At 73.5% G+C, this 25,514-nt stretch carries 24 protein-coding genes; 8 read left to right on the top strand and 16 right to left on the bottom strand.

From position 1 onward, the window contains the following. Positions 1-92 precede the first annotated feature (92 nt). Together EV188_RS19395 and EV188_RS19390 are read left to right on the top strand one after the other, a co-directional pair. Positions 93-1,685, top strand: coding sequence for an alpha/beta hydrolase (locus EV188_RS19395; protein ID WP_208114286.1), 1,593 nt, complete (start codon positions 93-95; stop codon positions 1,683-1,685). Positions 1,686-1,744: 59 nt separating this feature from the next. Further along, positions 1,745-3,088: a glutamine synthetase family protein gene (locus EV188_RS19390; RefSeq protein WP_133827938.1), complete on the top strand. Its 1,344-nt coding sequence runs from the start codon at positions 1,745-1,747 to the stop codon at positions 3,086-3,088. Here EV188_RS19390 and EV188_RS19385 read toward each other — a convergent pair. Beyond that, positions 3,085-3,291 (bottom strand): DUF4177 domain-containing protein, encoded by a 207-nt coding sequence (locus EV188_RS19385; protein ID WP_133827937.1) that lies wholly within the window; start codon positions 3,289-3,291, stop codon positions 3,085-3,087. The genes EV188_RS19390 and EV188_RS19385 overlap by 4 nt on opposite strands. A 57-nt stretch (positions 3,292-3,348) precedes the next feature. On the opposite strand from EV188_RS19385, the gene EV188_RS19380 reads away from it, so the two are divergent. Beyond that, on the top strand, positions 3,349-6,432 hold the full coding sequence (locus EV188_RS19380) for a bifunctional [glutamine synthetase] adenylyltransferase/[glutamine synthetase]-adenylyl-L-tyrosine phosphorylase (RefSeq protein ID WP_133827936.1): 3,084 nt from the start codon (positions 3,349-3,351) through the stop codon (positions 6,430-6,432). A gap of 1 nt (position 6,433) precedes the next feature. Here EV188_RS19380 and EV188_RS19375 read toward each other — a convergent pair whose 3' ends face one another. From EV188_RS19375 to EV188_RS19355, 5 genes are all read right to left on the bottom strand, one after another. After that, positions 6,434-6,991 carry a Uma2 family endonuclease gene (locus EV188_RS19375; RefSeq protein ID WP_208114285.1) on the bottom strand — a complete coding sequence of 186 codons (558 nt, stop codon included), beginning with the start codon at positions 6,989-6,991 and terminating at the stop codon, positions 6,434-6,436. Positions 6,992-7,164: 173 nt separating this feature from the next. Next, entirely contained in the window at positions 7,165-8,499 is a 1,335-nt protein-coding gene (locus EV188_RS19370) for a S1 family peptidase (protein ID WP_133827935.1), read from the bottom strand. Positions 8,500-8,612: 113 nt separating this feature from the next. Continuing rightward, positions 8,613-9,809: an RNA polymerase sigma factor gene (locus EV188_RS19365; RefSeq protein ID WP_133827934.1), complete on the bottom strand. Its 1,197-nt coding sequence runs from the start codon at positions 9,807-9,809 to the stop codon at positions 8,613-8,615. Between the two features lie 45 nt (positions 9,810-9,854). Next, entirely contained in the window at positions 9,855-10,202 is a 348-nt protein-coding gene (locus EV188_RS19360; protein WP_243741835.1) for a YciI family protein, read from the bottom strand. A 32-nt stretch (positions 10,203-10,234) separates the two neighbouring features. Then, positions 10,235-10,660 (bottom strand): DUF6069 family protein, encoded by a 426-nt coding sequence (locus tag EV188_RS19355; protein WP_243741834.1) that lies wholly within the window; start codon positions 10,658-10,660, stop codon positions 10,235-10,237. A gap of 184 nt (positions 10,661-10,844) precedes the next feature. Between EV188_RS19355 and EV188_RS19350 the strand changes: the two genes are divergently transcribed. Together EV188_RS19350 and EV188_RS19345 are read left to right on the top strand one after the other, a co-directional pair. Then, positions 10,845-11,189, top strand: a complete 345-nt coding sequence (locus EV188_RS19350; RefSeq protein WP_133827933.1) for a hypothetical protein — start codon at positions 10,845-10,847, stop codon at positions 11,187-11,189. 25 nt (positions 11,190-11,214) lie between these two features. Further along, positions 11,215-11,412 (top strand): hypothetical protein, encoded by a 198-nt coding sequence (locus tag EV188_RS19345; RefSeq protein WP_133827932.1) that lies wholly within the window; start codon positions 11,215-11,217, stop codon positions 11,410-11,412. 57 nt (positions 11,413-11,469) lie between these two features. Here the strand turns inward: EV188_RS19345 and glnA are convergent, their stop codons facing one another. Further along, positions 11,470-12,891, bottom strand: coding sequence for a type I glutamate--ammonia ligase (gene glnA, locus EV188_RS19340; protein WP_133827931.1), 1,422 nt, complete (start codon positions 12,889-12,891; stop codon positions 11,470-11,472). A gap of 229 nt (positions 12,892-13,120) precedes the next feature. On the opposite strand from glnA, the gene EV188_RS19335 reads away from it, so the two are divergent. Beyond that, positions 13,121-13,630: an RDD family protein gene (locus EV188_RS19335; protein ID WP_208114284.1), complete on the top strand. Its 510-nt coding sequence runs from the start codon at positions 13,121-13,123 to the stop codon at positions 13,628-13,630. Positions 13,631-13,634: 4 nt separating this feature from the next. Here EV188_RS19335 and EV188_RS19330 read toward each other — a convergent pair whose 3' ends face one another. Both EV188_RS19330 and lipA read right to left on the bottom strand, forming a co-directional pair. After that, a complete protein-coding gene (locus EV188_RS19330) occupies positions 13,635-14,381 on the bottom strand; it encodes a DUF4191 domain-containing protein (protein ID WP_208114283.1) in 747 nt (248 codons plus the stop codon). A 47-nt stretch (positions 14,382-14,428) separates the two neighbouring features. Then, entirely contained in the window at positions 14,429-15,439 is a 1,011-nt protein-coding gene (lipA, locus tag EV188_RS19325; protein ID WP_133827929.1) for a lipoyl synthase, read from the bottom strand. Between the two features lie 93 nt (positions 15,440-15,532). Here lipA and EV188_RS19320 point away from each other — a divergent pair, with 93 nt between their 5' ends. Continuing rightward, positions 15,533-16,483 (top strand): LLM class F420-dependent oxidoreductase, encoded by a 951-nt coding sequence (locus tag EV188_RS19320; protein WP_133827928.1) that lies wholly within the window; start codon positions 15,533-15,535, stop codon positions 16,481-16,483. Here EV188_RS19320 and EV188_RS19315 read toward each other — a convergent pair. Both EV188_RS19315 and EV188_RS19310 read right to left on the bottom strand, forming a co-directional pair. Further along, entirely contained in the window at positions 16,480-17,472 is a 993-nt protein-coding gene (locus EV188_RS19315; protein WP_133827927.1) for an LLM class flavin-dependent oxidoreductase, read from the bottom strand. The two genes, EV188_RS19320 and EV188_RS19315, sit on opposite strands and share 4 nt — an antisense overlap. A gap of 94 nt (positions 17,473-17,566) precedes the next feature. Beyond that, complete coding sequence (locus tag EV188_RS19310; RefSeq protein ID WP_133827926.1) at positions 17,567-18,223, bottom strand: cysteine hydrolase family protein; 657 nt, start codon at positions 18,221-18,223, stop codon at positions 17,567-17,569. 111 nt (positions 18,224-18,334) lie between these two features. On the opposite strand from EV188_RS19310, the gene EV188_RS19305 reads away from it, so the two are divergent. Continuing rightward, positions 18,335-18,982 (top strand): TetR/AcrR family transcriptional regulator, encoded by a 648-nt coding sequence (locus tag EV188_RS19305; RefSeq protein WP_166659971.1) that lies wholly within the window; start codon positions 18,335-18,337, stop codon positions 18,980-18,982. 22 nt (positions 18,983-19,004) lie between these two features. On the opposite strand, the gene lipB is transcribed toward EV188_RS19305, so the two are convergent. The 5 genes from lipB to lpdA form a co-directional block, all read right to left on the bottom strand. Further along, positions 19,005-19,754, bottom strand: coding sequence for a lipoyl(octanoyl) transferase LipB (gene lipB / locus EV188_RS19300; RefSeq protein ID WP_133827924.1), 750 nt, complete (start codon positions 19,752-19,754; stop codon positions 19,005-19,007). Beyond that, positions 19,751-21,058: an NAD(P)/FAD-dependent oxidoreductase gene (locus EV188_RS19295; RefSeq protein WP_133827923.1), complete on the bottom strand. Its 1,308-nt coding sequence runs from the start codon at positions 21,056-21,058 to the stop codon at positions 19,751-19,753. The genes lipB and EV188_RS19295 overlap by 4 nt, the downstream gene beginning before the upstream one ends. Next, positions 21,055-21,948: a TIGR01777 family oxidoreductase gene (locus EV188_RS19290; protein ID WP_133827922.1), complete on the bottom strand. Its 894-nt coding sequence runs from the start codon at positions 21,946-21,948 to the stop codon at positions 21,055-21,057. The genes EV188_RS19295 and EV188_RS19290 overlap by 4 nt, the downstream gene beginning before the upstream one ends. A gap of 166 nt (positions 21,949-22,114) precedes the next feature. After that, a complete protein-coding gene (gene sucB, locus EV188_RS19285) occupies positions 22,115-24,034 on the bottom strand; it encodes a 2-oxoglutarate dehydrogenase, E2 component, dihydrolipoamide succinyltransferase (RefSeq protein WP_133827921.1) in 1,920 nt (639 codons plus the stop codon). A 31-nt stretch (positions 24,035-24,065) separates the two neighbouring features. Further along, complete coding sequence (gene lpdA, locus EV188_RS19280) at positions 24,066-25,442, bottom strand: dihydrolipoyl dehydrogenase (protein ID WP_133827920.1); 1,377 nt, start codon at positions 25,440-25,442, stop codon at positions 24,066-24,068. Positions 25,443-25,514: the final 72 nt, after the last annotated feature.

Genomic DNA, 25,514 nt, shown 5'->3' with positions numbered 1-25,514 from the left:
GATCGTCACGGCGACGAGCGACGCGGTCCGTCGCGCCTGGACCCACGAGCCCGTCACCGGACGATCACGACGCCCGTGGGAAGGTGGCCGCCGTGCGCGCCACTCTCCTCCGACGCCGTCGCAGCACCACCCTGATCGCCGCCGCTCTCGGGGCGGCGGCCGTCGTGCTCGGGGCGTGCGCGCAGGTCGTGCCGGGGGTCGCGGTGCCCGACCCGGCCGCCAGCGCCCCGCCGGGGCTCGAGCGCTTCTACGGCCAGCAGCTGGCCTGGGGACCGTGCGCGCCGTTCGCGGCCACCCCCGAGGACCGCCAGATCTACGCGGACCCCGCGCTGCAGTGCGCGCGGATGGAGGTCCCGCTCGACTACGCGCAGCCCGACGGGCGCACGGGCACGATCGCGGTGCTGCGCCACGCGGCGCCGGCGTCGCCGCAGCGGATCGGGTCGCTGGTGATCAACCCGGGTGGTCCGGGTGCCTCGGGCATCCAGACCGCCGCGTACCTGTCGACGTCGCTCGCCCAGACCGAGGTCGGGCGCCGCTTCGACGTCGTCGGCTTCGACCCCCGCGGCGTCGGGGCGAGCGAGCCCGCGATCCGCTGCCTCGAGGGGCCCGAGCGCGACGCCGACCGCCGCGACGACGACACCGACGCGTCGCCGGCCGGGGTCGCGCAGACCGAGGCCGAGGAGCGGCAGACCGTCGATCGCTGTGCCCAGCGCACCGGCGTCGACGTGCTCGCGAACGTCGGCACCCGCGACGTCGCCCGCGACATGGACGTGCTGCGCGCGACGCTCGGCGACGCGCAGCTGAGCTATCTCGGCTACTCCTACGGCACCCGGATCGGCTCGACGTACGCCGAGGAGTTCCCGCGCAACGTGCGGGCGATGATCCTCGACGGCGCGCTCGACCCGGACCAGGACCCGACGACCGAGCTGGTCGAGCAGGGCCGCGGCTTCCAGGGCGCGTTCGACGCCTTCGCCCGCGACTGCACCACCCGCCCGAACTGCCCGCTGGGCCAGGACCCGGCGCAGACCACGGCCGCGTACCAGCAGCTGACGCGCCCCCTGATCGACGCGCCCCTCCCGCTGGCCGGCGGGCGCGTGCTCTCGTACGCCGACGCCCAGCAGGGCACGATCAACGCGCTCTACGTCGAGGCCTACTGGCCGCGCCTGAGCCGCGCGCTCGCCGACCTGCGCGCGGGCCAGGGCGCCCAGCTGATGACGCTGGCCGACGAGTACTACGAGCGGAACCCGGACGGCACCTACGCCTCCTCGCAGGACGCCTTCGAGGCCATCCGCTGCGTCGACGACCCGCGCGTGACCGACCCGGCCGAGTCGCTCGCCCGCGCCCAGGCCTACAACCAGGCGGCGCCGTTCCTCGACAGCGGGCGCGGCGTGTCCTCGGCCCGCGACAGCTGCGCGTTCTGGCCGGTGCCGCCGACCAGCCAGCCCCACATCCCGCAGGTCCCGGGCCTCGCGCCGCCGCTGGTCGTCTCGACGACCGGCGACCCCGCCACGCCCTACCAGGCGGGCGTCGAGCTGGCCCGCGCGCTGAACGGCTCGCTGCTGACCAAGGTCGGCGACGAGCACACCGCGGTGTTCCAGAACTCGCAGTGCGTCGACGACATCGCGACCCGCTACCTCGTCGACGGGACCCCGGCCCCGCCGAACGCGACGTGCCCGGCGACGTGAGTGATCGTGTGACAGGTCCCCGTCTTCCGGGCGTCACACGGCGCGCTTAGGGTCGGGCCATGGATCGCCAGCAGGAGTTCGTCCTGCGCACGCTGGAGGAACGCGACATCCGCTTCGTGCGGCTGTGGTTCACCGACGTGCTCGGTTACCTGAAGTCGGTGGCGGTCGCGCCCGCGGAGCTCGAGGGCGCGTTCGCCGAGGGCATCGGGTTCGACGGGTCGGCGATCGAGGGCTTCGCCCGCGTGTACGAGTCGGACATGGTCGCCAAGCCCGACCCGTCGACGTTCCAGGTGCTGCCCTGGGAGACCGCGGGCGGCGGGCACTACTCGGCGCGGATGTTCTGCGACATCACGATGCCCGACGGCTCGCCGTCGTGGGCCGACCCGCGCCACGTGCTGCGCCGCGGGCTCTCGCGGGCCGCCGAGGCGGGGTTCACCTGCTACGTGCACCCGGAGATCGAGTTCTACCTGCTGCGCGACCTGCCGGGCGACGGCACGCCGCCGATGCCCGCCGACACCGGCGGCTACTTCGACCAGGCCAGCCACGACGCCGCGCCGCACTTCCGGCGCCGGGCGATCGAGTCGCTCGAGGCGATGGGCATCTCGGTGGAGTTCAGCCACCACGAGGGCGGCCCCGGCCAGCAGGAGATCGACCTGCGCTACGCCGACGCCCTGACGATGGCGGACAACATCATGACCTTCCGCTACATCGTCAAGGAGGTCGCGATCACCCAGGGGGTGCGCGCCTCCTTCATGCCCAAGCCGTTCACCGAGCACGCGGGCTCGGCGATGCACACCCACATCAGCCTGTTCGAGGGCGACCAGAACGCCTTCCACGACGCCGCCGAGCCCTACGAGCTCTCGAAGACCGGCAAGGCGTTCGTGGCGGGCATCCTGCGCCACGCCCGCGAGATCTCCGCGGTGACGAACCAGTTCGTCAACTCCTACAAGCGCCTCATCGTCGGCGGCGAGGCCCCGACCACCGTGTGCTGGGGCCACGCCAACCGCTCGGCGCTGGTCCGCGTGCCGATGTACTCGCCGGGCAAGGCGGCATCGCGCCGCGTCGAGGTGCGCACCATCGACACCGCGGCCAACCCGTACCTGGCCTACGCGGTGATCCTCGGCGCCGGCCTGCAGGGCGTCGCCGAGGGCTACGAGCTGCCGCCGGCCGCCGAGGACAACGTCTGGATGCTCTCGGAGAACGAGCGCCGCGCGATGGGCTACGAGGCGCTGCCCCAGAACCTCGACGGCGCGCTCGCGGCGATGGAGCGCTCGGAGCTCATGGCCGAGATCCTCGGCGAGCACGTCTTCGACTTCTTCCTGCGCAACAAGCGCGCGGAGTGGGACGCGTACCGCCGCAACGTCACCCCCTACGAGCTGGCGACGTACCTGCCGACCCTCTAGACCGGCCGCTCGAACGTGACCAGCAGGCCGTCGACGCCGCCCGGGCCCACGCGGCCCTTGACGTCGGCGGACGTGATCGTCCGGAGCTGCCAGCCGTCGGCGGCCTCGCCGTTGAGGACCTTCTCGAGCTTGGCGTCGGAGAGCTTGCCGCCCATGAGGCTCTCGCGGAGCTGCACGACCTTGTACTCGAAGCGCTGCTGCATGTCCCCGATCCTGCCAGCGGGCGCGCCGGACGACCGGCGAGCTGGAATCCTCGGGGCATGACCGAGTCGGCGACGGGGAGCCCACGGCGCGACCGGACGGGACGCGCGCCGGCGCGGCTCGGGCTCACCGACCCCGACGCCGGCCCCCGGATGGCCGCGCTCGGGTTCTGGGACGGCGACGCCCCGGTGCGCGACGCCGAGCTGACCGTCTGGGCGCTGGCGCGCAGCCCCGACCCGGACCTCGCGCTGCTGGCGATCGAGCGGCTGCGCGAGGCGCTCGGCGAGGACGAGTGGCCCGCGCTCGTCGAGGCCCTGCGCACCGACCAGGGCCTGCGCGGGCGCCTGTTCGGCGTCCTCGGGGGCTCGACCGCGCTCGGCGACCACCTCGTCGCCCACCCCGAGCGCTGGCGCACGCTGCGCAGCCAGAGCACGCCGGGCCGCACGTACGACGCCTCCGAGCTGCCCGACCTCGACGACCGGACGCGCACGCTGCTCGAGGCCGTCGGGGCGACGACCGACCACCCGCGGGCCACGGTGCTCGAGCCGGCCGGGATCGGGGTGCTGCGCCTGGCCTACCGCGACGAGGTGCTCCTGGTCGCGGCGTCGGACCTGCAGTCGGTGTGCGAGCCCGACCTGCCCGTCGTCCCCGTCGAGGTCGTCGCCGCGCAGCTCGCCGACCTGGCCGCGGCCGGTCTGCGGGCCTCGCTCGCCGTCGCGGACGCGACGATCGCGGACGCGCTGGGCACCAAGGACGGGCGCGAGCCCGACGACCCGCTGCCGTGCCGGCTCGCGGTGATCGGCATGGGCAAGTGCGGCGGCCGCGAGCTCAACTACGTCAGCGACATCGACGTCATCTTCGTGGCCGAGGGCCCGACCGACATCGCGACCCGGCTCGCCTCGACGATGATGCGGGTCGCCACCGAGGCGTTCCTCGAGGTCGACGCCAACCTGCGGCCCGAGGGCCGGCAGGGCGCGCTCGTCCGCACGCTCGACGGGCACGTCTCCTACTACGAGCGCTGGGCGAAGACCTGGGAGTTCCAGGCGCTGCTCAAGGCCCGCCCGGTGGCCGGCGACGAGGACCTGGCCCGCGAGTACTGCGAGGCGCTCGCGCCCATGGTGTGGAGCGCCGCCGACCGCGACGACTTCGTCGCCGACGTCCGGGCGATGCGCCGCCGGGTCGTCGACCACATCCGCGTCGAGCACGCCGACCGCGAGCTCAAGCTCGGCAAGGGCGGTCTGCGCGACGTCGAGTTCGCCGTGCAGCTGCTGCAGATGGTCCACGGCCGCGGCGACGAGACGATCCGCAGCCAGAACACTCTCGAGGCGCTGGCCGCCCTCGCCGACGGCGGCTACGTCGGGCGCGACGACGCCGCCAACCTCGCCGCGTCCTACCGCTTCCTGCGCCTGCTCGAGCACCGCGTGCAGCTGCAGAAGATGCGCCGCACCCACCTCTTCCCACCCGACGACGACACGGCGGGCCTGCGCTGGCTCGCCCGCGCCGCGAAGCTGCGCGCCGACGGCTCGCGCGACGCGGTGGGCGTGCTGCAGCACGAGCGCTCGCGGCACACGGTGCGCGTGCGCCGCCTGCACGAGAAGCTCTTCTACCGCCCGCTGCTCGAGTCGGTGGCCCGCGTCCCGGGCGAGGACCTGGTGCTCACCTCCGAGTCGGCCATGCGGCGGCTCAAGGCGCTGGGCTGGACCTCGCCGCAGGGCGCGCTCGGGCACCTGCAGGCCCTGACCAGCGGGGTCAGCCGCGCCAGCCGCATCCAGCGGGCGCTGCTGCCGGTGCTGCTCGACGAGCTCGGGCACTCCGCCGACCCCGACCACGGGCTGCTCGGCTACCGCAAGGTGTCCGAGGCGCTCGCCGAGACGCCGTGGTTCCTGGGCTTCCTGCGCGACGAGGGCGTGGCCGCCGAGCGCCTCATGCGGGTGCTGGGCACCTCGCGCTGGGTCGCCGAGATGATGCCGCGGACCCCCGAGGTGCTGCGGCTGCTCGCCGGCGACGGGCCGAACGCCGAGCTCGTCGCCCGCCGCCCCGAGGACGTCGCGGCCTCGCTGCGCCGCGCCGTCGCCCGGCACACCGACCCCGATTCGGCGGGCCAGGTCGGGCGTTCCATGCGCCGCATCGAGCTGGTGCGCATCGCGTGCGCCGACCTGCTCGGGCTGCTCGACGTGTCGGCGGTGTGCGCGGCGCTGTCGAGCATCTGGGTCGCGGTGCTGCAGGCCGCCCTGGACGCCGCCGCGCGCGGGCAGGTCGGGGACGGTGCGGCGCCCGCCACGATCGCCGTGATCGGGATGGGGCGCCTCGGCGGCGCCGAGCTGGGCTACTCGTCGGACGCCGACGTGCTGTTCGTCTGCGAGCCGGCCGAGGGCGTCGACGACGCGGAGGCCGTCCGGTACGCGAAGGCCGTCGCCGAGGCGACCGTGTCCGCGCTCGGGGCGCCGAGCCCGGACCCGCCGCTCGAGGTCGACACCAAGCTGCGTCCGGAGGGCAAGAGCGGCCCGCTCGTGCGGACCCTCGACTCGTACCGGCAGTACTACGCCAAGCTCGCCGACACCTGGGAGTTCCAGGCGCTGCTGCGCGCGCGGCCGGTCGCGGGCGACGAGGCCCTCGGCGCCGCGTTCGTCGAGGTCATCGACCCCTACCGGTACCCCGCCGACGGCCTGCCCGACGAGAAGGCCCGCGAGATCCGGCGGATCAAGGCGCGCGTCGACAACGAGCGGATGCCGCGGCGTGCCGACAAGGCCCTGCACACCAAGCTCGGCACCGGCGGGCTCTCCGACGTCGAGTGGACCGTGCAGCTGATCCAGCTCCAGCACGCCGGCGCGGTCCCGTCGCTGCGCACGCCCTCGACGCTCGAGGCGCTCGCCGCCGCGGCCAAGGCGGGGCTGGTCGAGCCCGGCGACGCCGACGAGCTCGCCGCCGGCTGGACGATGGCCACCCACGCCCGCGGCGCGGCGACCCTCGTGCGCGGCCGACCCACCGACGAGGTCCCGCACTCCGGCCGCGACCTCGTCGCCGTCGCCTCGGCGCTCGGCCGCGACCCGGACGACGACCCCGGCGAGTTCCTCGACGAGTACCGCCGCCTCACCCGCCGCGCCCGCGCCGTCGTCGACCGGATCTTCTACCTGGTCGACTGAGTCATCGGGCGAGAGCCGCGAGGTCGATCGTCACCGGGTAGGGCCGGTCGAGCGTGATCGTCGTCCCGCTCGTGGTCTCGCGGTAGGCGCCCGTCTCGTCGAGGGCGAGGACGTGGCCGACCGGCTCGTCGGTGCCCAGCTCCACGCGCACGTGGACGGGGATGCCCGCCTGCGCGTACAGCTGCGGCTTCACGGCGCGATCCATGAAGGCGTTGCTCGGACTCACGATCTCGAGGACGAGGCGCACGGCGAGGGCGTCGGTGACGAGCGCGGACATGTCCGGTTGCCGGATGACCGCCAGGTCCGGGATCAGCAGTCGGTCCGTACCGACTCGGATGTTGACGGCCTCGAGTGCGCGCATGTCCGGTGGAGCTGCCTCGTTGAGGGCGACCCACAGGCGGCTGGAGAGCCACTGGTGCCTGTTCGAGCTCGTCGGACTGACGAGGAGGCTCCCGTCGAGCAGCTCCACGTGCCGATCGACGGGGAGTGCGAGCACGTCCGCCTCCGTCCACGGACCGTCGTGGGCGAAAGGATCGATCTGGGGCTCGGGTGCGGCCACGGCTCCTCCTCCCGGGTGCTCGCTGCGGCGATGGTCGCACCGTCCCACCGACCCCCGACAGCGTCGGCCAACTCGGGGCGCCCTCCGCCGATCGTCCGCCCCGCAGACGAACGAACGGCGCTCTCGCTGCTGGCGAAGCAGCGAGAGCGCCGTTCGTGTCCCCCGGGGCGCGCTCAGCAGACGGTGTCGGCCTTCGACGGCGGCACCTCGGGCGACGACGGCCGCGGGGCCGGGGCGGTCGGCGCGGTGCCGAAGGGCGAGACGACCGGCGGCGTCGGAGCGGGCCCGTGCGGCCACGTCAGCGGGGGGATCGGGCCGGTCGGCGGATCCACCGGCACCGTCGGACGCCGGCGCCGCACCACGATCACCGCGACGGCCGCGCCGACGACGAGGAGCAGCAGGAGCGCCCCGCCGGAGATGCCCCACACCATCGCCCGCTGCTCGCTGACGTCACCGTCGGCGGCGTACGCGGCCTCGGCCCGCCGCAGCTGGTCCTGCGCGCTGCCGTGGTCCGGACGCAGGCGCAGGGTCTCGCGGAAGGCGGCGACGGCGTCGGCGTTCTCGCCGGTCACGCGGTGGTCGAGCCCGGCGCGGTAGGCGAGGTCCACCGGACCCGGCTCGGTCCGCACCCCGTGACGGTCGAGCATCGTGCGCAGCGTCGAGGTGGGCGCGACGACGTTGAACGAGCCGGAGTCGCCGATGCCCATGCTGTTCAGCCCGATCACGCGCCCCTCGCCGTCGACGGCCGGTCCGCCGCTCATCCCCGGTGCCATCGCGGCGCTGACCTCGACGAACGGGATCCCGCCGCGCGTCTGCACGGAGCTGACCGTTCCGTCCTTCCAGCTCGGGTCCCGGCTCGGGTCCAGCGCGCGGTCGCGCTCGGCGGGGTAGCCGACGCTGGTGACGGGCGTGCCCGGCGTCAGCTCGCCCGCCGGCGCGAGGGTGGCCGCGGGGAGGTCGGTGCCGTCGACGTCGAGCAGGGCGACGTCGCCGCGGCGGTTCGGCTCGGCGTCGACGATGCGCGCGGGCATCCGCGTCCCCGTGCCGCCGTCGGCGCGGATCGCGGTGACCGTCCGGTCGATCGGGGTGCCGGGGGTGCGCCCCTGGAACTCGTAGCGGATGAGGATGAAGGCGTAGAGCCGGTCGCGGGGCCCGACGCCGCGGGCCTCGAGCCGGGTGGCGAGGTCGCGGGCCATGGTGTTGCGGATGTCGTCGGGATGCACGCAGTGGCCGGCGGTGGCGATGTGCCCGTCGTTCGAGACGACCACCCCCGAGCAGCTGCCGGTGACCGCCACGGTGCCGATCTCGCGGCCGGTGCCGCGCTCGCGCACGACGGCCTCGCTCCGGGTCTCGAGGTAGGTGACGGCCGGCAGCACCTCGGCGACGACGCGCTCGCGGGGCCGGGACGGCTCGGCGGCGTGCGCCGGGCCGGCGCTGAGGAGGAGGGCGGTGCCGGCGACGGCGCCGGCGAGCACGGTGTTCCAGGATCGGGTCCACGGTCGGGTCATGGGGGCTCGCTTCTCTGGGTGTCGTCCGCGGTCTGACCTGCGGTGACACCGAAACTACGAAGCGCAGCCGTGTCCGGTATGCGTAGAGATACCCGGTGGGAGCAGGGGTTTCCTCAGGGGACGAGCGCGGCCCGTCGCGTCGTGAGGAACCCGCGCTCGGTGTCGTTCGTGGCCAGGGCGATGGCTTCGTCGTAGGCGGCGACGGCGTCCGCGGTGCGCCCGAGGCGGGCGAGCAGGTCGGCGCGGGTGGCGGGCAGCAGGTGGTAGCCCGGGATGTCGAGCGCCTCGACCGCGGCGAGCGCCGCCTCCGGTCCGTGCACCTCGGCGACGGCGACGGCGCGGTTGAGCGCGACGATCGGGGTCGGCGTGTGCGCGAGCAGCTGGTCGTAGAGGGCCAGCACCTGCGTCCAGTCGGTCGCCGGCCCGTCGGTGTGCACGGCGTTGACGGCGGCCTGCAGCTGGTAGGGCCCCGGCTGTCCGCGGCGCAGGCACCGCCGCACCAGCGCGTGGCCCTCGGCGATCAGGTCCCGGTCCCAGAGCGTGCGGTCCTGCTCCGCGAGCACCACCAGCTCGCCCGACGGGCCGACCCGGGCCGGTCGGCGGGCCTCGGTGAGCAGCAGCAGCGCCAGCAGCCCGAGGACCTCCGGCTCGTCGGGCATCAGCTCGGCGAGCGCCCGCGCCAGCCGGACGGCCTCGCGGCAGAGGTCGGTGCGCACCAGCTCGCCCGAGGTGGCCGTGTAGCCCTCGTTGAACACGAGGTAGAGCACGGTGAGCACCGGCGCCAGGCGGTCGGGGAGCTCGGCGGCCCCGGGCACGCGGTAGGGGATGCCGGCGTCGCGGATCTTCTTCTTCGCCCGCACGATCCGTTGGGAGATCGTGGCCTCGGGCACCACGTAGGCCCGCGCGATCTCGGGGACCTCCAGCCCGCCGAGCAGGCGCAGGGTCAGGGCCGTCTGCGCGAGCGGCGAGAGCGCCGGGTGGCAGCAGGTGAAGATCAGGCGGAGCTGGTCGTCGCGCACCGGCCCCACCTCCTCGGTCTCGTCGGGGGTCTGCAGCAACAGCGCCTGGGTGTGGCGGGCCTCGCGGGTCGACTCGCGGCGCAAGCGGTCGAGGGCCCGGTGGCGGGCGGTGGTGACGATCCAGGCGCCCGGGTTGCGCGGCGGCCCGTCGGCGGACGAGTCCCACTTCTCCATCGCCACCGCGAAGGCGTCCTGGACGGCCTCCTCGGCGAGCCCGATGTCGCCGAGGAGGCGGGTCAGGGTGGCGACGCAGCGGCCGTACTCGGCGCGGTAGACCTCCGTGAGATCCATCGGGTCGGGAGACGCGGCGGAGCGGAGCTCGACCATCGGATCAGCTCAGGCGATGCCGTCGAAGGGGCGCACCTCGATCGGCACGCGGCAGGCCTCCGCGACCTTCTCCGACCAGGCCAGCGCGGCGTCGAGGTCGTCGACCTCGATCACGTAGAACCCGCCGAGCTGCTCCTTCGTCTCGGCGAACGGGCCGTCCGTCATGGCCGTCCGGCCGTTCTCGACGCGCACGACGGTGGCGCTGTCGGAGGGCCGCAGCCCGCCGCCGAACACCCAGACCCCGGCCGCCTTCATCTCGTCGTTGACGGCCCCGACCCGGGCGAACGACGCCTCCATCTCCTCGTCGGAGTACGGGAGCTCGCTCTCGTCGATCCGGACACCCATCAGGTAGTGCACGGCGCACCCCTCTCGTCTGGCGGAACGGTCGGTCAGGACAGCCGGCGCGCAACGGCCGGGATCACGATGGCAGCGGCGACGACGTGGGTCAGCATCAGCAGGACCTTCGTGGTGACCGAGGCGTCGGCGAGCACGTCGGGCACCAGCGACAGCACGGTGAGCACGATCGTCGTGCGGACGAACGTCGTGCGCGGCCGGCGGGCCCAGCGGGACATCCCCAGGGCGAGCAGCACGCCCACCACGGAGAAGACGGCGGTGAGCACGGCGAACCCGGTCGCGGGGATCGGCGCGCCGCCGACGACGGCGCCGATCCCCGCGATCTCGCCGGCGGCGGCGACGGCCGCGGTCGCCACGGCGGCGACGGCGGTGGCCGCCAGTCCGTCGCGGACCAGGGGCAGGGCGCGGCCGGCGGGCGCGGTGGTGGTGGTGACGGTGGGGGTGTCGGTGGTGACGGACATCGTGGCCTCCGGGTGTCTGGTGACCGGCTCCGTGCCGGTCCCTCACTGACGCGACGAACTCGCACGACGTCTTTCGACACCACCGCCGGAGAATTTTCCCGGCGCCGTGAGCTGTACCGCCATCTCCGGAGACACGCGGTCGTGTGGGTGGCGTGTCGGGCGCTGATGACCGACGATCGAACACGTGTTCGATGACCGGGGGCCGGCGCAGCGCCGCAACGACCGTTCCGGGGCGTTGCAGCGCGACGAGGTCAAGCGCGTCTGGGTCGACCTCGCGATCGCCTACCCGCGGCCGCAGGAGCGGCCCGTGCGCCCGATGCCCGAGGGCGTCGACCTCCAGAGCCGCGTCCCCGGCGAGCTCCTGGCCTGGCGGCGCACGACGACGGGGGAGTGGGTCGGCTGGGTGTGCCTGCCGGTGCGGCGCGGCGAGGAGATCCGCTACGTCTACCAGTACGTCGTCGCGGCCGCCCTGTCCCCGCGCGAGGACGTGCCGGACAAGAGATCACACGACGGACCACCGAGGAGGTGACGGGGTTCGTGCCAGCATGGCGGGCATGTTCTCGGCTCTCGGTCTCACCACGATGCGCGGCTGTGTGATCGGCTGGGTGATCAGCGCCGTGCTGCTGGTCGCCGGCCTCGTCTTCACGTTCACGCCGAACCCCGTGCCCGGGATCGTGCTCTTCGCCGTCGGCGTCGTGGGGATCGTCCTCGTCACCCTCGCGGTGCTGCGCGTCCGCAAGCAGACGAGCTGAGACGCACGACGGCCCGGCCACCCACGAGGGTGACCGGGCCGATCGGCGCTGGTCGGGTCAGCAGTTGTAGTACAGCTCGAACTCGTACGGGTGCGGACGCAGCCGCAGGCCCGTCACGTCGTCGCGCTTGAGCTCGACCCACTTCTCGATGAGGTCCGAGGTGAACACGCCGCCCTCGAGCAGGTAGTCGTGGTCGGCCTCGAGGTTGTTGATCGCGGCGTCGAGGCTGGCCGGGACCTGCGCGATCTCGGCGGCCTCCTCCGGGGGCAGCTCGTAGAGGTCCTTGTCGACCGGCGTCGGCGGCTCGATCTTGTTCCGGATGCCGTCGAGGCCCGCCATCATCATGGCGGCGAAGGCCAGGTACGGGTTGCCCGAGGAGTCGGGGCAGCGGAACTCGAGGCGCTTGGCCTTCGGGTTGTCACCGGTGATCGGGATGCGCACGCACGCCGAGCGGTTGCGGTTCGAGTAGACCAGGTTGATCGGGGCCTCGAAGCCGGGCACCAGGCGGTGGTACGAGTTCGCCGTCGGGTTGGTGAAGGCCACCAGGCTCGGGGCGTGGTGCAGGATGCCGCCGATGTAGTGGCGGCCCAGGTCCGACAGGCCCGCGTAGCCGTTGGCGTCGTAGAACAGCGGCTCGCCGCCCTTGAACAGCGACTGGTGGCAGTGCATGCCCGAGCCGTTGTCGCCGGCGAGCGGCTTCGGCATGAAGGTGACCGACTTGCCGGCCTGCCACGCCGTGTTCTTGACGATGTACTTGAACAGCTGCAGGTCGTCCGCGGCGTGCAGCAGGGTGTTGAACTTGTAGTTGATCTCGGCCTGGCCGCCGGTGCCGACCTCGTGGTGCAGCTTCTCGAGCTCGAAGCCGGAGTTCATGAGGTTGGTGCCGATGGCGGCGCGCAGGTCGGAGCTCTGGTCGGTCGGCTCGACGGGGAAGTACCCGCCCTTCATGCTGACCTTGTTGCCCTTGTTGCCGCCGAGCTCGTCGCGGCCGGTGTTCCAGTGGCCCTCGATCGAGTCGACCTCGTAGAACGTGCCGTTCGCCTTCGACTCGTAGCGGACCGAGTCGAAGATGTAGAACTCGGCCTCGGGGCCGAAGAAGCAGGTGTCGGCCACGTCGACGGTCGAGAGGAACTTCTCGGCCTTGCGGGCGACGTTGCGCGGGTCGCGGCTGTAGGCCTCGAGCGTGAGCGGGTCGTGGACGAAGAAGTTGACGTTCAGCGTCTTCTGCGCCCGGAACGGGTCGATCCGCGACGTCGCCACGTCGGGCAGCAGCGTCATGTCCGACTCGTTGATGCTCTGGAAGCCCGTGATCGACGAGCCGTCGAAGGCGAGGCCGGTGGTGAACACGTCCTCGTCGAACTCCGACGCCGGCACGGTGAAGTGCTGCATCTGCCCCGGCAGGTCGCAGAAACGGACGTCGACGTACTTCACCCCCTCGTCGGAGATGTACTTGAAGACCTCGTCCTGGTTGTTGAACACCCTCGGTGGCTCCTTCACACACTTGCCGGGGACGACGGGGGTCGAGTCGTCAGCGGGCCGCACAGTACCCACTGATCGGGGGTGTCGACCGTGACCGATCCTGGTGAACCCGACGCTAGGTCGGTGCTGTTGCTCGGTCGTCACCGGCATGTTTCACAGCAGTTAACGAGCGCTGGGTGGTCGGACGGCGACCCACCGCCCCTGCTCCCGGCCGCCGTAGCCTGTCACGGTGGCGTGGTTTCGGGAATGGCTCGAGGGCTCGGGCGGCGAGGGGCGGACGACGGCGGCCACGCCGGAGGCGGCCGAGACGCAGCGCACACCGCCTCCCGAGATCACCGAGGAGGGTTACCCCGGTCAGCGCTTCGGGCTGCCCGAGGAGGGGCCCGGCTCGGTGGCCACGCTGGGTCGGCGCGGTGCCCAGTTCCTGCTCGACGCCGTGCTCGCGGGCGTGCTCGCGGCCCTGTTCACCTACCCGGCGCTGCCGCAGAACTGGAGCCTGCTGACCTGGGCGATCCTCATGGTCGTGCCGGTAGCCGTGGTCGGCGCGACGCCCGCGATGGTGCTGCTGGGCATGCGCGTGGTGCGCCTCGACCGCCCCGAGCGGCCGGGCGTCGGCCCGCTGTGGGCGCTCGTGCGCACGGCGTCCGTGTTCTTCGTCATCCCCGCGCTGATCGTCGACCACGACTCGCGCGGCATCCAGGACCGCGCGAGCCGCACGGTCGTGGTGAGGTCGCGGTGACGGGCTAGCGCCGGCGCGCGGTGCGCTGCATGCCCTTGAGCTGCTGGGCGTTGCGCGGCATCGGGCCCTTGGGCATGGCCGGCCCGGAGCGGTTGGCCAGCGCGGCGAGGCGCTTCTCGACGGTCTCCATCTGGTTCTTGTCGATGTTGCGCGGCAGCTTCGTCATGTGCCGCTGGAGCTTGGAGAGCGGGACCTGGCCCTCCTCCTCGCCGACCAGGACCTCGTAGATCGGCACCTGCCCGATGATGCGCGAGACCCGCTTCTTCTCCTGGGCGACCAGGCTCTTCGTGCGGTGCGGGACGCCCTCGGCGACGAGGACGACGCCCGGCCGCCCGATGACGCGGTGCACGGCGTCGAGCTGGGTGGTGCCCGCGACGGCCTGGGTGACGCGCCACTGGCCGCGCATGTTGTCGAGCGCCCAGCCGGCGGCACCGGGCTGGCCGGTGGCCTTCGCGTAGACGTTCTTCTGCACCCGGCGACCGAAGATGATCACCGCCAGGAGGATGCCGAGCAGCACGCCGGTGGGCAGCAGGAACCACTGCTGGCCGATGAGCAGGCCGATGCCGAACAGGACCAGCGCGGTGACGACGACCGCGCCGATCATGAGCGGGAGCAGCAGCTTGTCCTCGCGGCGCTGCATCTGGAACGCCTGCCAGATCTGGCTGAAGCGCTCGCGGCGCGCCGCCTTCGCGGCCTGCTTCGCGGCCTTCTTCTCTTCCTTGCTCGCCGCGCCGGAGCCCTGCTTCGCCATGCGGCCCATTCTGCCCTACGGGGGCCTCACGGTTCGTCGCCGGACGTTCAGCTCCTGGTGCGCGCCAGGACCTCGCCGACCTCCTGACGGGCCGGTCCCTCCTCGGCGAGCTCGGCCATGCCCTCGGGCAGCTCCTCGCCGCGGGCGAGCTTGGCCTGCGCGTACAGGCGTCCCGCCCGGTACGACGAGCGCACCAGCGGGCCGGCCATGACGCCGGGGAAGCCCATCGCGATCGCCGCGTCGCGGTGCTCGACGAACTCCTCGGGCTTGACCCACCGCTCCACGGGGTGGTGGCGCACGCTGGGGCGCAGGTACTGGGTGAGCGTGAGCAGCTCGCAGCCGGCGTCGACGAGGTCCCGCATGGCGGCGGTGACCTCCTCGGGGGTCTCGCCCATACCGAGGATGAGGTTCGACTTGGTCACCAGCCCGGCGTCGCGCGCCTGGCGGATGACGTCGAGGGAGCGCTCGTAGCGGAAGCCCGGCCGGATGCGCCGGAAGATGCGCGGGACGGTCTCGAGGTTGTGCGCGAGCACCTCGGGGGCGGCGTCGAAGACCGGGCCGAGCTGGTCGGCGCGCCCGTCGAAGTCGGGGATGAGCAGCTCGACGCCGGTGCCCGGGTTGAGGTCGTGCACCTGGCGCACGGTCTCGGCGTAGAGCCAGGAGCCGCCGTCGTCGAGGTCGTCGCGCGCGACGCCGGTGATCGTGGAGTAGCGCAGGCCCATCTGGCGGACCGAGTCGGCGACCTTGCGCGGCTCGAGCGTGTCGAGCGGGGAAGGCTTGCCGGTGTCGATCTGGCAGAAGTCGCACCGACGGGTGCACTGCTCGCCGCCGATGAGGAAGGTGGCCTCGCGGTCCTCCCAGCACTCGAAGATGTTCGGGCAGCCGGCTTCCTCGCACACGGTGGCGAGACCGGAGCCCTTCACCAGGCCCTTGAGCTCGGTGAAGTTGGGTCCGGTGGCCACGCGCGTCCGGATCCACTCCGGCTTGCGCTCGATGGGCGTCTGGGCGTTGCGGACCTCGAGCCGCAACATCTTCCGACCTTCGGGAGCGACCGTCACGCCGTCGACCCTACGCCGCACGGCGCACGCGGTCGTCGCACGCGACCCCCGGGGGGACGGTTCGGACGGTGACGGGATGACTACCCTGATCGTGTGGACCTCCGGATCTTCACCGAGCCGCAGCAGGGCGCGTCCTATGATGACCTGCTCCGCGTCGCCCGGGCTTCGGAGGACGCCGGCTTCGACGCCTTCTTCCGCTCGGACCACTACCTCGCCATGGGCGAGGCCAACGGCCTGCCCGGGCCGACCGACGCCTGGGTGACGCTCGCCGCACTCGCCCGTGAGACGCGCACCATCCGCCTCGGGACGCTGATGACGGCGGTGACGTTCCGGATGCCCGGCCCGCTGGGGATCGCGGTCGCGCAGGTCGACCAGATGTCGGGCGGGCGCGTCGAGCTCGGCATCGGCACCGGGTGGTACGAGGCCGAGCACCGCGCCTACGGCATCCCGTTCCCCTCGCTGAGGGAGCGGTTCGGCATGCTCACCGAGCAGCTGGAGATCCTCACGGGGTCGTGGCGCACGCCGGTCGGCGTCAAGTTCACCCACCACGGCGAGCACTACACGTTCGACGACAGCCCCGGCCTGCCCAAGCCCGCCCAGACCCCGCACCCGCCGATCATCGTCGGCGGCAACGGGCCGGCGCGGACCCCGGCGCTCGCGGCTACTTACGCGACCGAGTTCAACATGCCGTTCGCCGGGCTCGACGACCTCGTCGCGGGGCAGGAGCGCGCCGACGCGGCCTGCCGCGAGATCGGCCGCGACCCCGCGACCCTGGGCCGCTCGACCGCCCAGGTGCTCTGCGCGGGCCGCGACGACGCCGAGGTCGCCCGGCGCGCCGCCGCCATCGGCCGCGACCCGGCCGAGCTGCGCGCCAGCGGGATCGCGGGCACGCCGGCCGAGCTCGTCGACAAGCTCGGGAGCCTCCGGGAGCGCGCGGGCGTGGAGCGGGTGTACCTACAGGTCCTCGACCTCTCGGACCTCGACCACCTCGACCTCGTCGCCGCCGAGGTGGCCCCGCAGCTCCGGGACCAGCGCAGGTCCTAGCGTGACGTCGCGGCGTCGTGGAAGCGCTCGAGCTCGCGGCGGGTGTCGGGTCCGCAGGGCTGGAAGACGATCTCGGTGACGCCGTTCCCGGCGAGCTCGTCGAGACGGTCGCGGACCTCGCTGCGGGTCCCGGACAGCGTGGCGTCGCGCAGCATCGCGTGCCCGCCGGCGTCCCAGGCCGCGCGGTCGGCGTCGTTGAGGTCCACGCAGTGCCCGACGTGCACGGCGAGGTGCCGGCGGCCGTCGGAGGCCTTCTCGACCGTGTCCATCCACGCGTCGCCCCCGACCAGCTCGCGCACGGCGTCGGGCCCGCCGAACTCGTAGGCGCCGTGGTAGGCGAGCGCCCACCCCGGGCCCGCGGTGGCCTTCGCGTGGTCGGAGTCCTGCGCCTCGTCGTCGTCGAGCACGGTGCCCCACGCCAGGTACGGCACCCACGAGTACGCGGACATGAACTCGGGCTGCGCGAGGGTGACGTACAGCCCGTCGCCGAGCTCGCGCGCCACCGCCTCGCCCTTCGGCCCGAGCGCCCCGACGAGGATCGGGACCTCGACGGGCCGCGCCGGGGCGTGGCCGTCGGGGTGGAGCATCTGCATCTGCGCGCCCTCCCACTCGACGACCTCGCCGCGCAGCAGGGCCCGGTAGGTGCGGATGTAGGCGTCCATGAACGACCACGGGATCGCCCGGTAGCCCATCGCGCGACGGCCGGTGAAGCCGGTGCCGAAGGCGACGGCGACGCGCCCCGGGGCGAGCGCCGCGAGGGTCGCGGTGGCGGCCGCGTTGGTCATCGGGTGGCGCAGGGTCGGCACGAGGACACCGGGCCCGAGCCCGATCCGCTCCGTGCGCTCGGCCGCGAGCGCGAGGGTCATCCAGACGTCGGGACTCTGCTGCGGCGTGTCGTAGACCCAGGCCCGCGCGTAGCCCAGCTCGTCGGCGAGGGCGATGTCGTCGGGCGAGCTCAGCGCGGTCGGGAAGGCGACGGACACGTCCACGGCGGTCTCCTCACGACGGTGTGATCGCGGGCACCGTCGCGTCGCTGCGCTGACCGTGTCAAGACGTCGCAGAGCACCCTGTCCAGGGGGCGGGCTACCGAGCGAGGAGCGCCGCGGCCTCGTCGGTCACGGTCCGGATGACCTCGTCGGTGGAGACGATGCGCGCAAAGACCATGCTCAGGCTCGCGCACGTCGCCCGGTGCAGTGTGGCGGCGTCGACCCCGGCCATGTCCTGGGTGCCCGTGGCGTCGTCGGCGAAGAGGACGTGGAAGTCGCGGACGGCGGCCTCTCGGGCCGTGGTCTCACAGCAGATCGAGGTGGCGATCCCGGTGATGATCACTGTGTCGATGCCGCGTTGGCGCAGCACCAGTTCGAGCTCGGTGGCGTGGAAGGCGCCGTAGCGGGGCTTGTCGAGCACGATGTCCCGCTCGTCGACGTCGAGATCCGGGTGCAGCTCGGCAGTGTCGGTCCCGGCGGTGTAGAGCGCGACGATGAACGGTGGGACGAGCCGGTCCATGACCGCCCCGACGTTGGTCCGGTCCGGGCGCATCCAGCCGCGGGTGTGCACGACGAGAGCACCCGCCGCGCGACAGGCGCCGACGAGCCTGTTGATCCGCCGGAGCACCTCCGGCCCGTCGGGAGCGGCCAGCGGTGTGTTCTCCACGAAGCAGCGCTGCATGTCCACGTTGATCACTGCCGTGCGAGCGGGGTCGATCACGAGCTCACTCTGCGGCGGGATGAGGTCGGACATGGGTGCCTCCAGGAGGAGTCCGGCGCTGTCGGCGGCGATGTCGACCGCTTGAGCAGCGGTGGCGGTGTCCCGTACAGCGTTACTGTTTCAATGCAGTGCTACTGTAGTGAGATGGCATCGTCGGTCAAGGGGCAGCGTCCGCCGCGCACCCGGAGGGAGCAGCAGGCCGCGGAGACCAGGAACCGGATCGTCGGCGCCGCGACCGAGTTGTTCGGCGATCCGGGATACGCCGCCACCACCATCACCGCCATCGCCGATCGGGCCGACGTGGCGGTCGAGACGGTCTACTCCCGCTTCCGGAACAAGGCGGGCGTCCTGAACGCGGTGCTCGAACCCGCGGTGGTCGGCAACGACCAGGGCCTCGACATCCTCGAGCTGCCCGCGATCGCCGCCATCCGCGCTCGCTCGGACCAGCGCGAACAGGTCCGGCTGCTCGCGGAGTTCTCCAGGACCCTGCTCGAACGTGCTGCTCCGGTGCAGCACATCCTCGCGCTCGCCGCCGCGGTCGACACCGGCGCGGCCGAGCTGGAGCGCCGGGACCGCGACCGGCGGCGCGAGGTCCAGGCCGTCTACATCGACATGCTGCTGGTCAACGGCCCGTTGCGTGCGGACCTCACCGCCGAGCGGGCGGCGGCGACCTACTCGGCCCTGGCCAATCCGAGCACGTTCGCCCTGCTGACCGTCGACCACGGCTGGAGCGCGGACGACTTCCAGACCTGGCTCGCCGACAGCCTCACCCGGCTCCTGCTCGATCCGTGAGGCCGATCCGCCGACGCCCTGATCAGCGCGCGGCGCCCACGCGGACGGTCAGGCCGCCGACGGTGACGTCGTGCGCCTCGTCGGCGGGCGTCGGGAGCGTGCGGTCGGTGATCTCCAGCGTGCCGTCGAGCGCCGCCAGGACCGCCTCTCGCGTGTCGTCGCGGACCTCGTCGACGCCGACATGGCGCCCGAGCTCCGCGGTGAGGCTGGTGACCCCGGCGTCGCGGATCCCGCACGGCACGATCGCGCCGAACGCGGCGAGGTCCGGGTCGGCGTTGAGCGCGAAGCCGTGCAGCGTGGTCCCGCGGGCCACGCGCACGCCGATCGCGGCGATCTTGCGGGCGGGCCCGCGGTCGTCGGCGGGCAGCCACACGCCGCTGCGGCCGTCGATCCGCCCGACGGTCAGGCCGTAGCCGTCGCAGACGGCGATGAGCGCCTGCTCGAGGCGCCGGACGTGCTCGACGACGTCGACGGGCTCGGCGAGCCGGATGATCGGATAGCCGACGAGCTGCCCCGGTCCGTGCCAGGTGATCTTGCCGCCGCGGTCGACGTCGATCACCGGCGTGCCGTCGAGCGGCTTCTCCTCGGGCAGCGTGCGGCGCCCGGCCGTGTACACCGACGGGTGCTCGAGCAGCATCAGGACGTCCGGGCCGGTGCCCGCGACCCGCGCGTCGGCGTGGGCGCGCTGGCGCTCCCAGGCCTCGAGGTAGTCGACGGTGCCGAGCTCGTGGACCTCGACGGGCTCGCCGGCGGCGCGACTGGAGCGACTCACGCCCGCGACGCTACCCCCGCATCGAGGTACCGCAGCGCCTCCTGTGCCGTACGCCGCCCGCTGACCAGCGCGCCCTGCACCGACGGGGTGTCGCGGTGGTCGCCGGCGACGAACAGGCCGTCGCCGACGTCGACGGCGCGGCGCAGGCCCGCCGGGGTCGGCGGCACCGCGGCGGGCAGGGCGTGCGGCACGCGCACCGTGGTCAGCTCGTCCCACGCCCCGACCGGCGTGCCCCAGATCCGCGTCAGCTCGGCCCGCAGCGCCACGTCGCGCAGCGGCTCGGCGCCGAGGACGGTGCTGGCGACGAGATGGCGGTGGTCGGGGGAGTAGGACGGCGCGGCGGCCGTCAGCACCATGGTGTTGACCACGGGCCCACCCGTCCCGTCGAGGTGCAGCAGCGCCTGGCGCGTCGGCGGGTCGGCGGTGACGTGGAAGTGCGTGGTCAGCGCGAACGTGCGCGGCGGCGGCACCCGCCCCGCGAGCAGCGACGCCGCGGACGTGCCCTCGGTCGCGACGATCACCGCGCCGGCCCGCACGGTGCCGCGCGGGGTCCGGACGGCGCCGGGGGTCACCTGCTCGGCGGGGGTGTCGAGCAGGACGGTCCCGGTGGGCAGGCGCGCCGCGAGCTGGGCGGTGACGGCGCCGATGCCGCGCGAGGGCAGCGTCAGGTCGCCGCGGGCGAAGCTCCGCCAGAACAGCGAGAAGACGCGCGAGGACGTCCCCAGGTCCCGGTCGCCCAGCACGCCGGCGAGGAACGGGCGCAGGAACGTCTCGGTCGGCGCGCCCCCGAGGCCCCAGCGCGCCAGCTCGTCGGCGGTCGAGCGCTCCGGCGCCCGGGCCTGGCGCTTCGGCGGGACCGTGAGCGCGCGCAGGGTCAGCGCGCCGATCCGGGCCTTGTCGCCGGGTCCGAGCAGCCCGTCGAGCGCGGTCCGCGGGGCCCAGGTCGGCACGCGGCGGGGGTCGGCGAGGCGGTGCAGGCGACCGTCGCCGTCCCGGACCGCCGCGCCGGGCACGAAGCGGCGCAGGTCGAGGGCGTCGAGGTCGACGGCCGCGCGCAGCGCCGGGTACGAGGTGTTGAGGATCTGGAACCCACGGTCGACGAGGAAGCCGTCGACCACGTCGGTGCGCACCCGCCCGCCGACCCCGTCGCCCGCCTCGCACACGACCACCGAGCGCCCGGCGCGCGCCACCGTCTGCGCCGCGCGCAGGCCCGCGAGCCCGGCGCCGACCACGACGACGTCGACGGCGTCGGGCAGTGTCGACGGTCCGGCTCCGCTGCGCTCCGCGTCCGGGTCCCCGCTCATGATCCGTCGAGGACGGCGGACAGCGCCTCGGTGAGCGTGGCGTGCCGGAACGCGAACCCCTCCCGCTCCAGCACGCCGGGCATGACGCGCTGGCTGACCAGCACGCCCTCGTCGGCGAACTCGCCCAGCGCCGCGCGCATCGCGAACCCGGGCACGAGCCACGGCGCGGGGCGGTGCATCTGCGCGGCCAGTACGCGGGTGAACTCGTCGTTGGTGACGGGGTCGGGGCCGGTGGCGTTCATCGGGCCGGCGACGGTGTCGTGCTCGAGCGCGTGGACGATCGCGCCGACCTCGTCGTCGAGGGAGATCCACGGCCAGAACTGCGAGCCGGACCCCAGCTTCCCGCCGAGCCCGAACTGGAACAGCGGCTTGATCCGCCCCATCAGCCCGCCCGACGGCGAGAGCACGAGACCGGTGCGCACGAGCACGACGCGGGCGCCGGCCTCGGCGGCCGGCGCGGTGGCCGCCTCCCAGTCGCGGCACAGGTCGGCGAGGAACCCCTGGCCCCGGCGGGCGGTCTCGTCGACGGCCATCGCGCCGGTGTCGCCGTACCAGCCGACCGCCGACCCGCTGACCATCGTCGGGATGCCGTGCTCGGCGACGGCGCGCGCGAGCACGTCGGTGGGGATCATGCGGCTGTCCCGGAGCTCCTGCTTGCGCGCCCCGGTCCAGCGCTTGTCCCCGATGCCCGCGCCGCACAGGTTGACCACGGCGTCGGCACCCTCTAGGGCACCGGGCGCGAGGTGGCCGGCGGCGGGGTCCCAGCCCCGCTCGTCGGGGGCCTGCGGGGTCCGGCGCACCAGGCGGACCACCTCGTGGCCCGTCTCCCGCAGGCGGGGGACCAGGGCGGAGCCGATGAGCCCGGAGGACCCGGCGATGACGACGCGCATGGGGTGATCGTCGCGGAGTGTCCGGCCCGCCGCGACCCGGGGTGGTGCGCGAGGGTCGGAACGCCGGGAACGAACGAACGGCGCTCTCGCTGCTTGCGAAGCAGCGGGAGCGCCGTTCGTTCTCCGTGGAGCGCAGCGACCGGTCCAGCCGCCTGCCCCGGGGGGACTACAGGCCCAGCTCGCCCTCGAACGCGCCGCCCTCGAGGCGGTCCTTCACGGTGCCCAGGAACCGGGCCGCGTCGGCGCCGTCGACGATCCGGTGGTCGTACGACAGGCACAGGTACGCCATCGAGCGCACCGCGATGACGTCGCCGCCGGAGTCGTCCTGGAGCACGACCGGCTTCTTGACGACGGCGCCCGTGCCCAGGATGGCGACCTGGGGCTGGTTGATGATCGGCGTGTCGATCAGCGCGCCGCGCGAGCCGGTGTTGGTGATCGTGAACGTGCCGCCGGCGAGCTCGTCCGGGGTGATCTTGTTCGCGCGGGTGCGGTCCGCCACGTCCGTGATCTTGCGGGCGAGCCCGGCCAGGTTGAGGTCCCCGGCGTCGTGGATGACCGGCACGATCAGCCCGGCCGGCGAGTCCACGGCGATGCCGAGGTGCTCGGCACCGTGGTAGGTGACCTCGCTCTTCTCGGTGTCGATCGAGGCGTTCACGCCGGGGTGGGCCTTGAGCGCCTCGACGGTGGCCAGCGCCATGAACGGCAGGAACGAGAGCTTCACGCCCTCGCGCTTCTGGAACTCGCCCTTCACGCGGTCGCGCAGCCGCGCGATCCGCGTGACGTCGGCCTCGACGACGGTGGTGAGCTGCGCCGAGACCTGCAGCGACTCGACCATGCGCTTGGCGATGGTCTGCCGGCGCCGCGACATCTTCTGCGTGGTGCCGCGCAGCCCGGAGGTGTCCGGGGCGGGGGCGCCCGCCGAGCCGCGCGCACCCGCGGCGGCCGGCTTCTGCACCTCGCCGCCGTGCACGGTGCCGCCGCCGGACCCGCCCGACGGGGCGGCCTGGGCCGGGGCGTCGCCGGCCGGGGCCGCCTGCTGCTGGTCCTGCTCGTCGGCCGCCTTGACGACGTCCTGCTTGCGGATCCGCCCGCCGACGCCCGTGCCGGTCAGCGACGAGAGGTCGACGCCGCGCTCGGCCGCGAGCTTGCGGACCAGCGGCGTGACGTACGGCGAGCCCGACGGGGTGCTGCCCGAGCCCTCCGTGTCGGCCGCGGCGGACGTGCCGTTGCCCCCACCACGCGGCTCGAGCGCGCCGGCGTTGGCCGGGCCGCTCGCGGTGGTGGGCTGCTCGGTCTCGTGCGAGACGTAGTCGTCGGCACCGGACGCCGCGACGGGCTCGGCGGGCTGAGCCGGCTGCGCGGGCTGGGCCGGCTCCGGTGCGGGCTCCGGCGCGGGCTCCGGCGACGGCTGCGCCGCCGGCGCGGCCGAGGCGCCGCCGGAGGCCTGGGACGCGTCGCCGATGACGGCGAGCGCGCCGCCGACCTCGACCGTGTCGTCCTCGCCGGCCTTGAGCTCCAGCACGGTGCCGGCGACGGGCGACGGGATCTCGGTGTCGACCTTGTCGGTGGACACCTCGAGCAGCGGCTCGTCGACGTCGACCGTGTCGCCGACGGCCTTGAGCCAGCGCGTCACCGTGCCCTCGGTGACCGACTCGCCGAGCGCGGGCATCTCGACGGTCGTGCCGCCGGAGGAGCCCCCGGACGACGCCGCGGCGGGCGCGGGCTGGGCGGGCTCGGCGGGCTGGGACGGCGCCGGCTCGGGCTCTGGCTGCGACGGCGCAGGCTCCGGCTCGGGCTGCGCCTGGGGCTCCGGCGCCGGCGCCGCGGCACCGCCGCCGGTCGACTCACCCTCCTCGCCGATGACGGCGAGCTCGCCGCCGACCTCGACGGTGTCGTCCTCGCCAGCCTTGAGCTCCAGGACGGTGCCGGCGACGGGCGACGGGATCTCGGTGTCGACCTTGTCGGTGGACACCTCGAGCAGGGGCTCGTCGACGTCGACGTGGTCACCCTGCTGCTTGAGCCACCGGGTGATGGTGCCCTCGGTGACGCTCTCCCCGAGAGCAGGCATCTGGACGGAGTGGGCCATCGTGCTCGAACTCCTCGCTGAGATCTCGGGGTCAGGAGTGGCTGTGCAGGGGCTTGCCGGCGAGCGCGAGGTGCGCCTCCCCGAGGGCCTCGTTCTGCGTGGGGTGGGCGTGGATGAGGGTGGCGACGTCGTCGGGCAGCGCCTCCCAGTTGTAGATCAGCTGCGCCTCGCCGACCTGCTCGCCCATCCGCGTGCCGATCATGTGGACGCCCACCACCGGGGCGTCCGCGGCCGTGCCGCCCTTGACGAGCTTGATCGCCCCGGCGGTCTTGAGGATCTGCGACTTGCCGTTGCCGGCGAGGTCGTAGACCTGCGTCGCCACGTCGCCGTAGAGCTCCTTGGCCTGCGCCTCGGTGAGCCCGACCGACGCGACCTCGGGCTCGCAGTACGTGACCCGCGGGATGCCCTTCTCGTCGATCACCGGCGGCTTCAGCCCGGCGATCTCCTCGGCGACGAAGATGCCCTGCTGGAAACCGCGGTGGGCCAGCTGGAGGCCGGGGACGATGTCGCCGACGGCGTAGATGTTGCCGACGCCGGTGTGCAGCCGGTCGTTGGTCGGGACGAAGCCACGGTCGAGCGTGACGCCGTTCTCCTCGTAGCCGAGGTCGGCGGTGTTGGGGCCGCGGCCGACGGCGACGAGCAGGAGGTCGGCCTCGATCTGCTCGCCGGTCTCCAGCGAGATCGTCACCGAGTCCGACGTCTGCGAGACGCCCGTGAACTTGGTGCCGGTCTTGAACGCGATCTTGCGCTTGCGGAACTGGCGCTCGAGCTGCTTGGAGAGGAACTCGTCCTCGTTGGGCACCAGGTTCGGCAGCGCCTCGACGATGGTGACCTCGGCGCCGAAGCTCTTCCACACGCTGGCGAACTCGACGCCGATCACGCCGCCACCGAGGACGACGACCCGCTCGGGCACGTAGTCGAGGTTGATCGCCTCGGTGGAGGTCAGCACGCGGCCGCCGAGCTCGAGGCCGGGCAGCGTCTTCGAGTACGAGCCGGAGGCCAGGACGATGTTGCGGCCCTGGTAGCGCTGCCCGTCGACCTCGACGGTGTCCTGCCCGACGAGCTTGCCGGCGCCCTCGATCAGCGTGACCTTGTTGGCCTTCACCAGGCCCTGCAGGCCCTTGTAGAGGCGGGCGACGACGTTGTCCTTGTAGGAGTTCACGCCGCTCATATCGATGCCCGACAGCGAGCTCTTCACCCCGAACTGCTCACCCTCGCGCGCCGAGTCGGCGACCTCGGCGGCGTGCAGGAGGGCCTTGGTGGGGATGCAGCCGCGGTGCAGGCAGGTGCCGCCGACCTTGTCCTTCTCCACCAGCGCGACCGAGAGGCCGAGCTCCGCGGCCCGGAACGCGCAGGCGTACCCGCCCGACCCCGCTCCCAGGATGATGACGTCGTACGTGTCGCTCACTGCTGCTTCTCCCGCGTCGGCGTGTGGCGTGCGGCGGCCCCGGCCCGGCCCGCCACTCGTGATGGCTGTGGC

Source organism: Actinomycetospora succinea (assembly GCF_004363095.1).
GTDB lineage: Bacteria > Actinomycetota > Actinomycetes > Mycobacteriales > Pseudonocardiaceae > Actinomycetospora > Actinomycetospora succinea.
The sequence above is the reverse complement of the archived record's forward strand: the minus strand, read 5'-3'. Positions and strand labels throughout refer to the sequence as shown.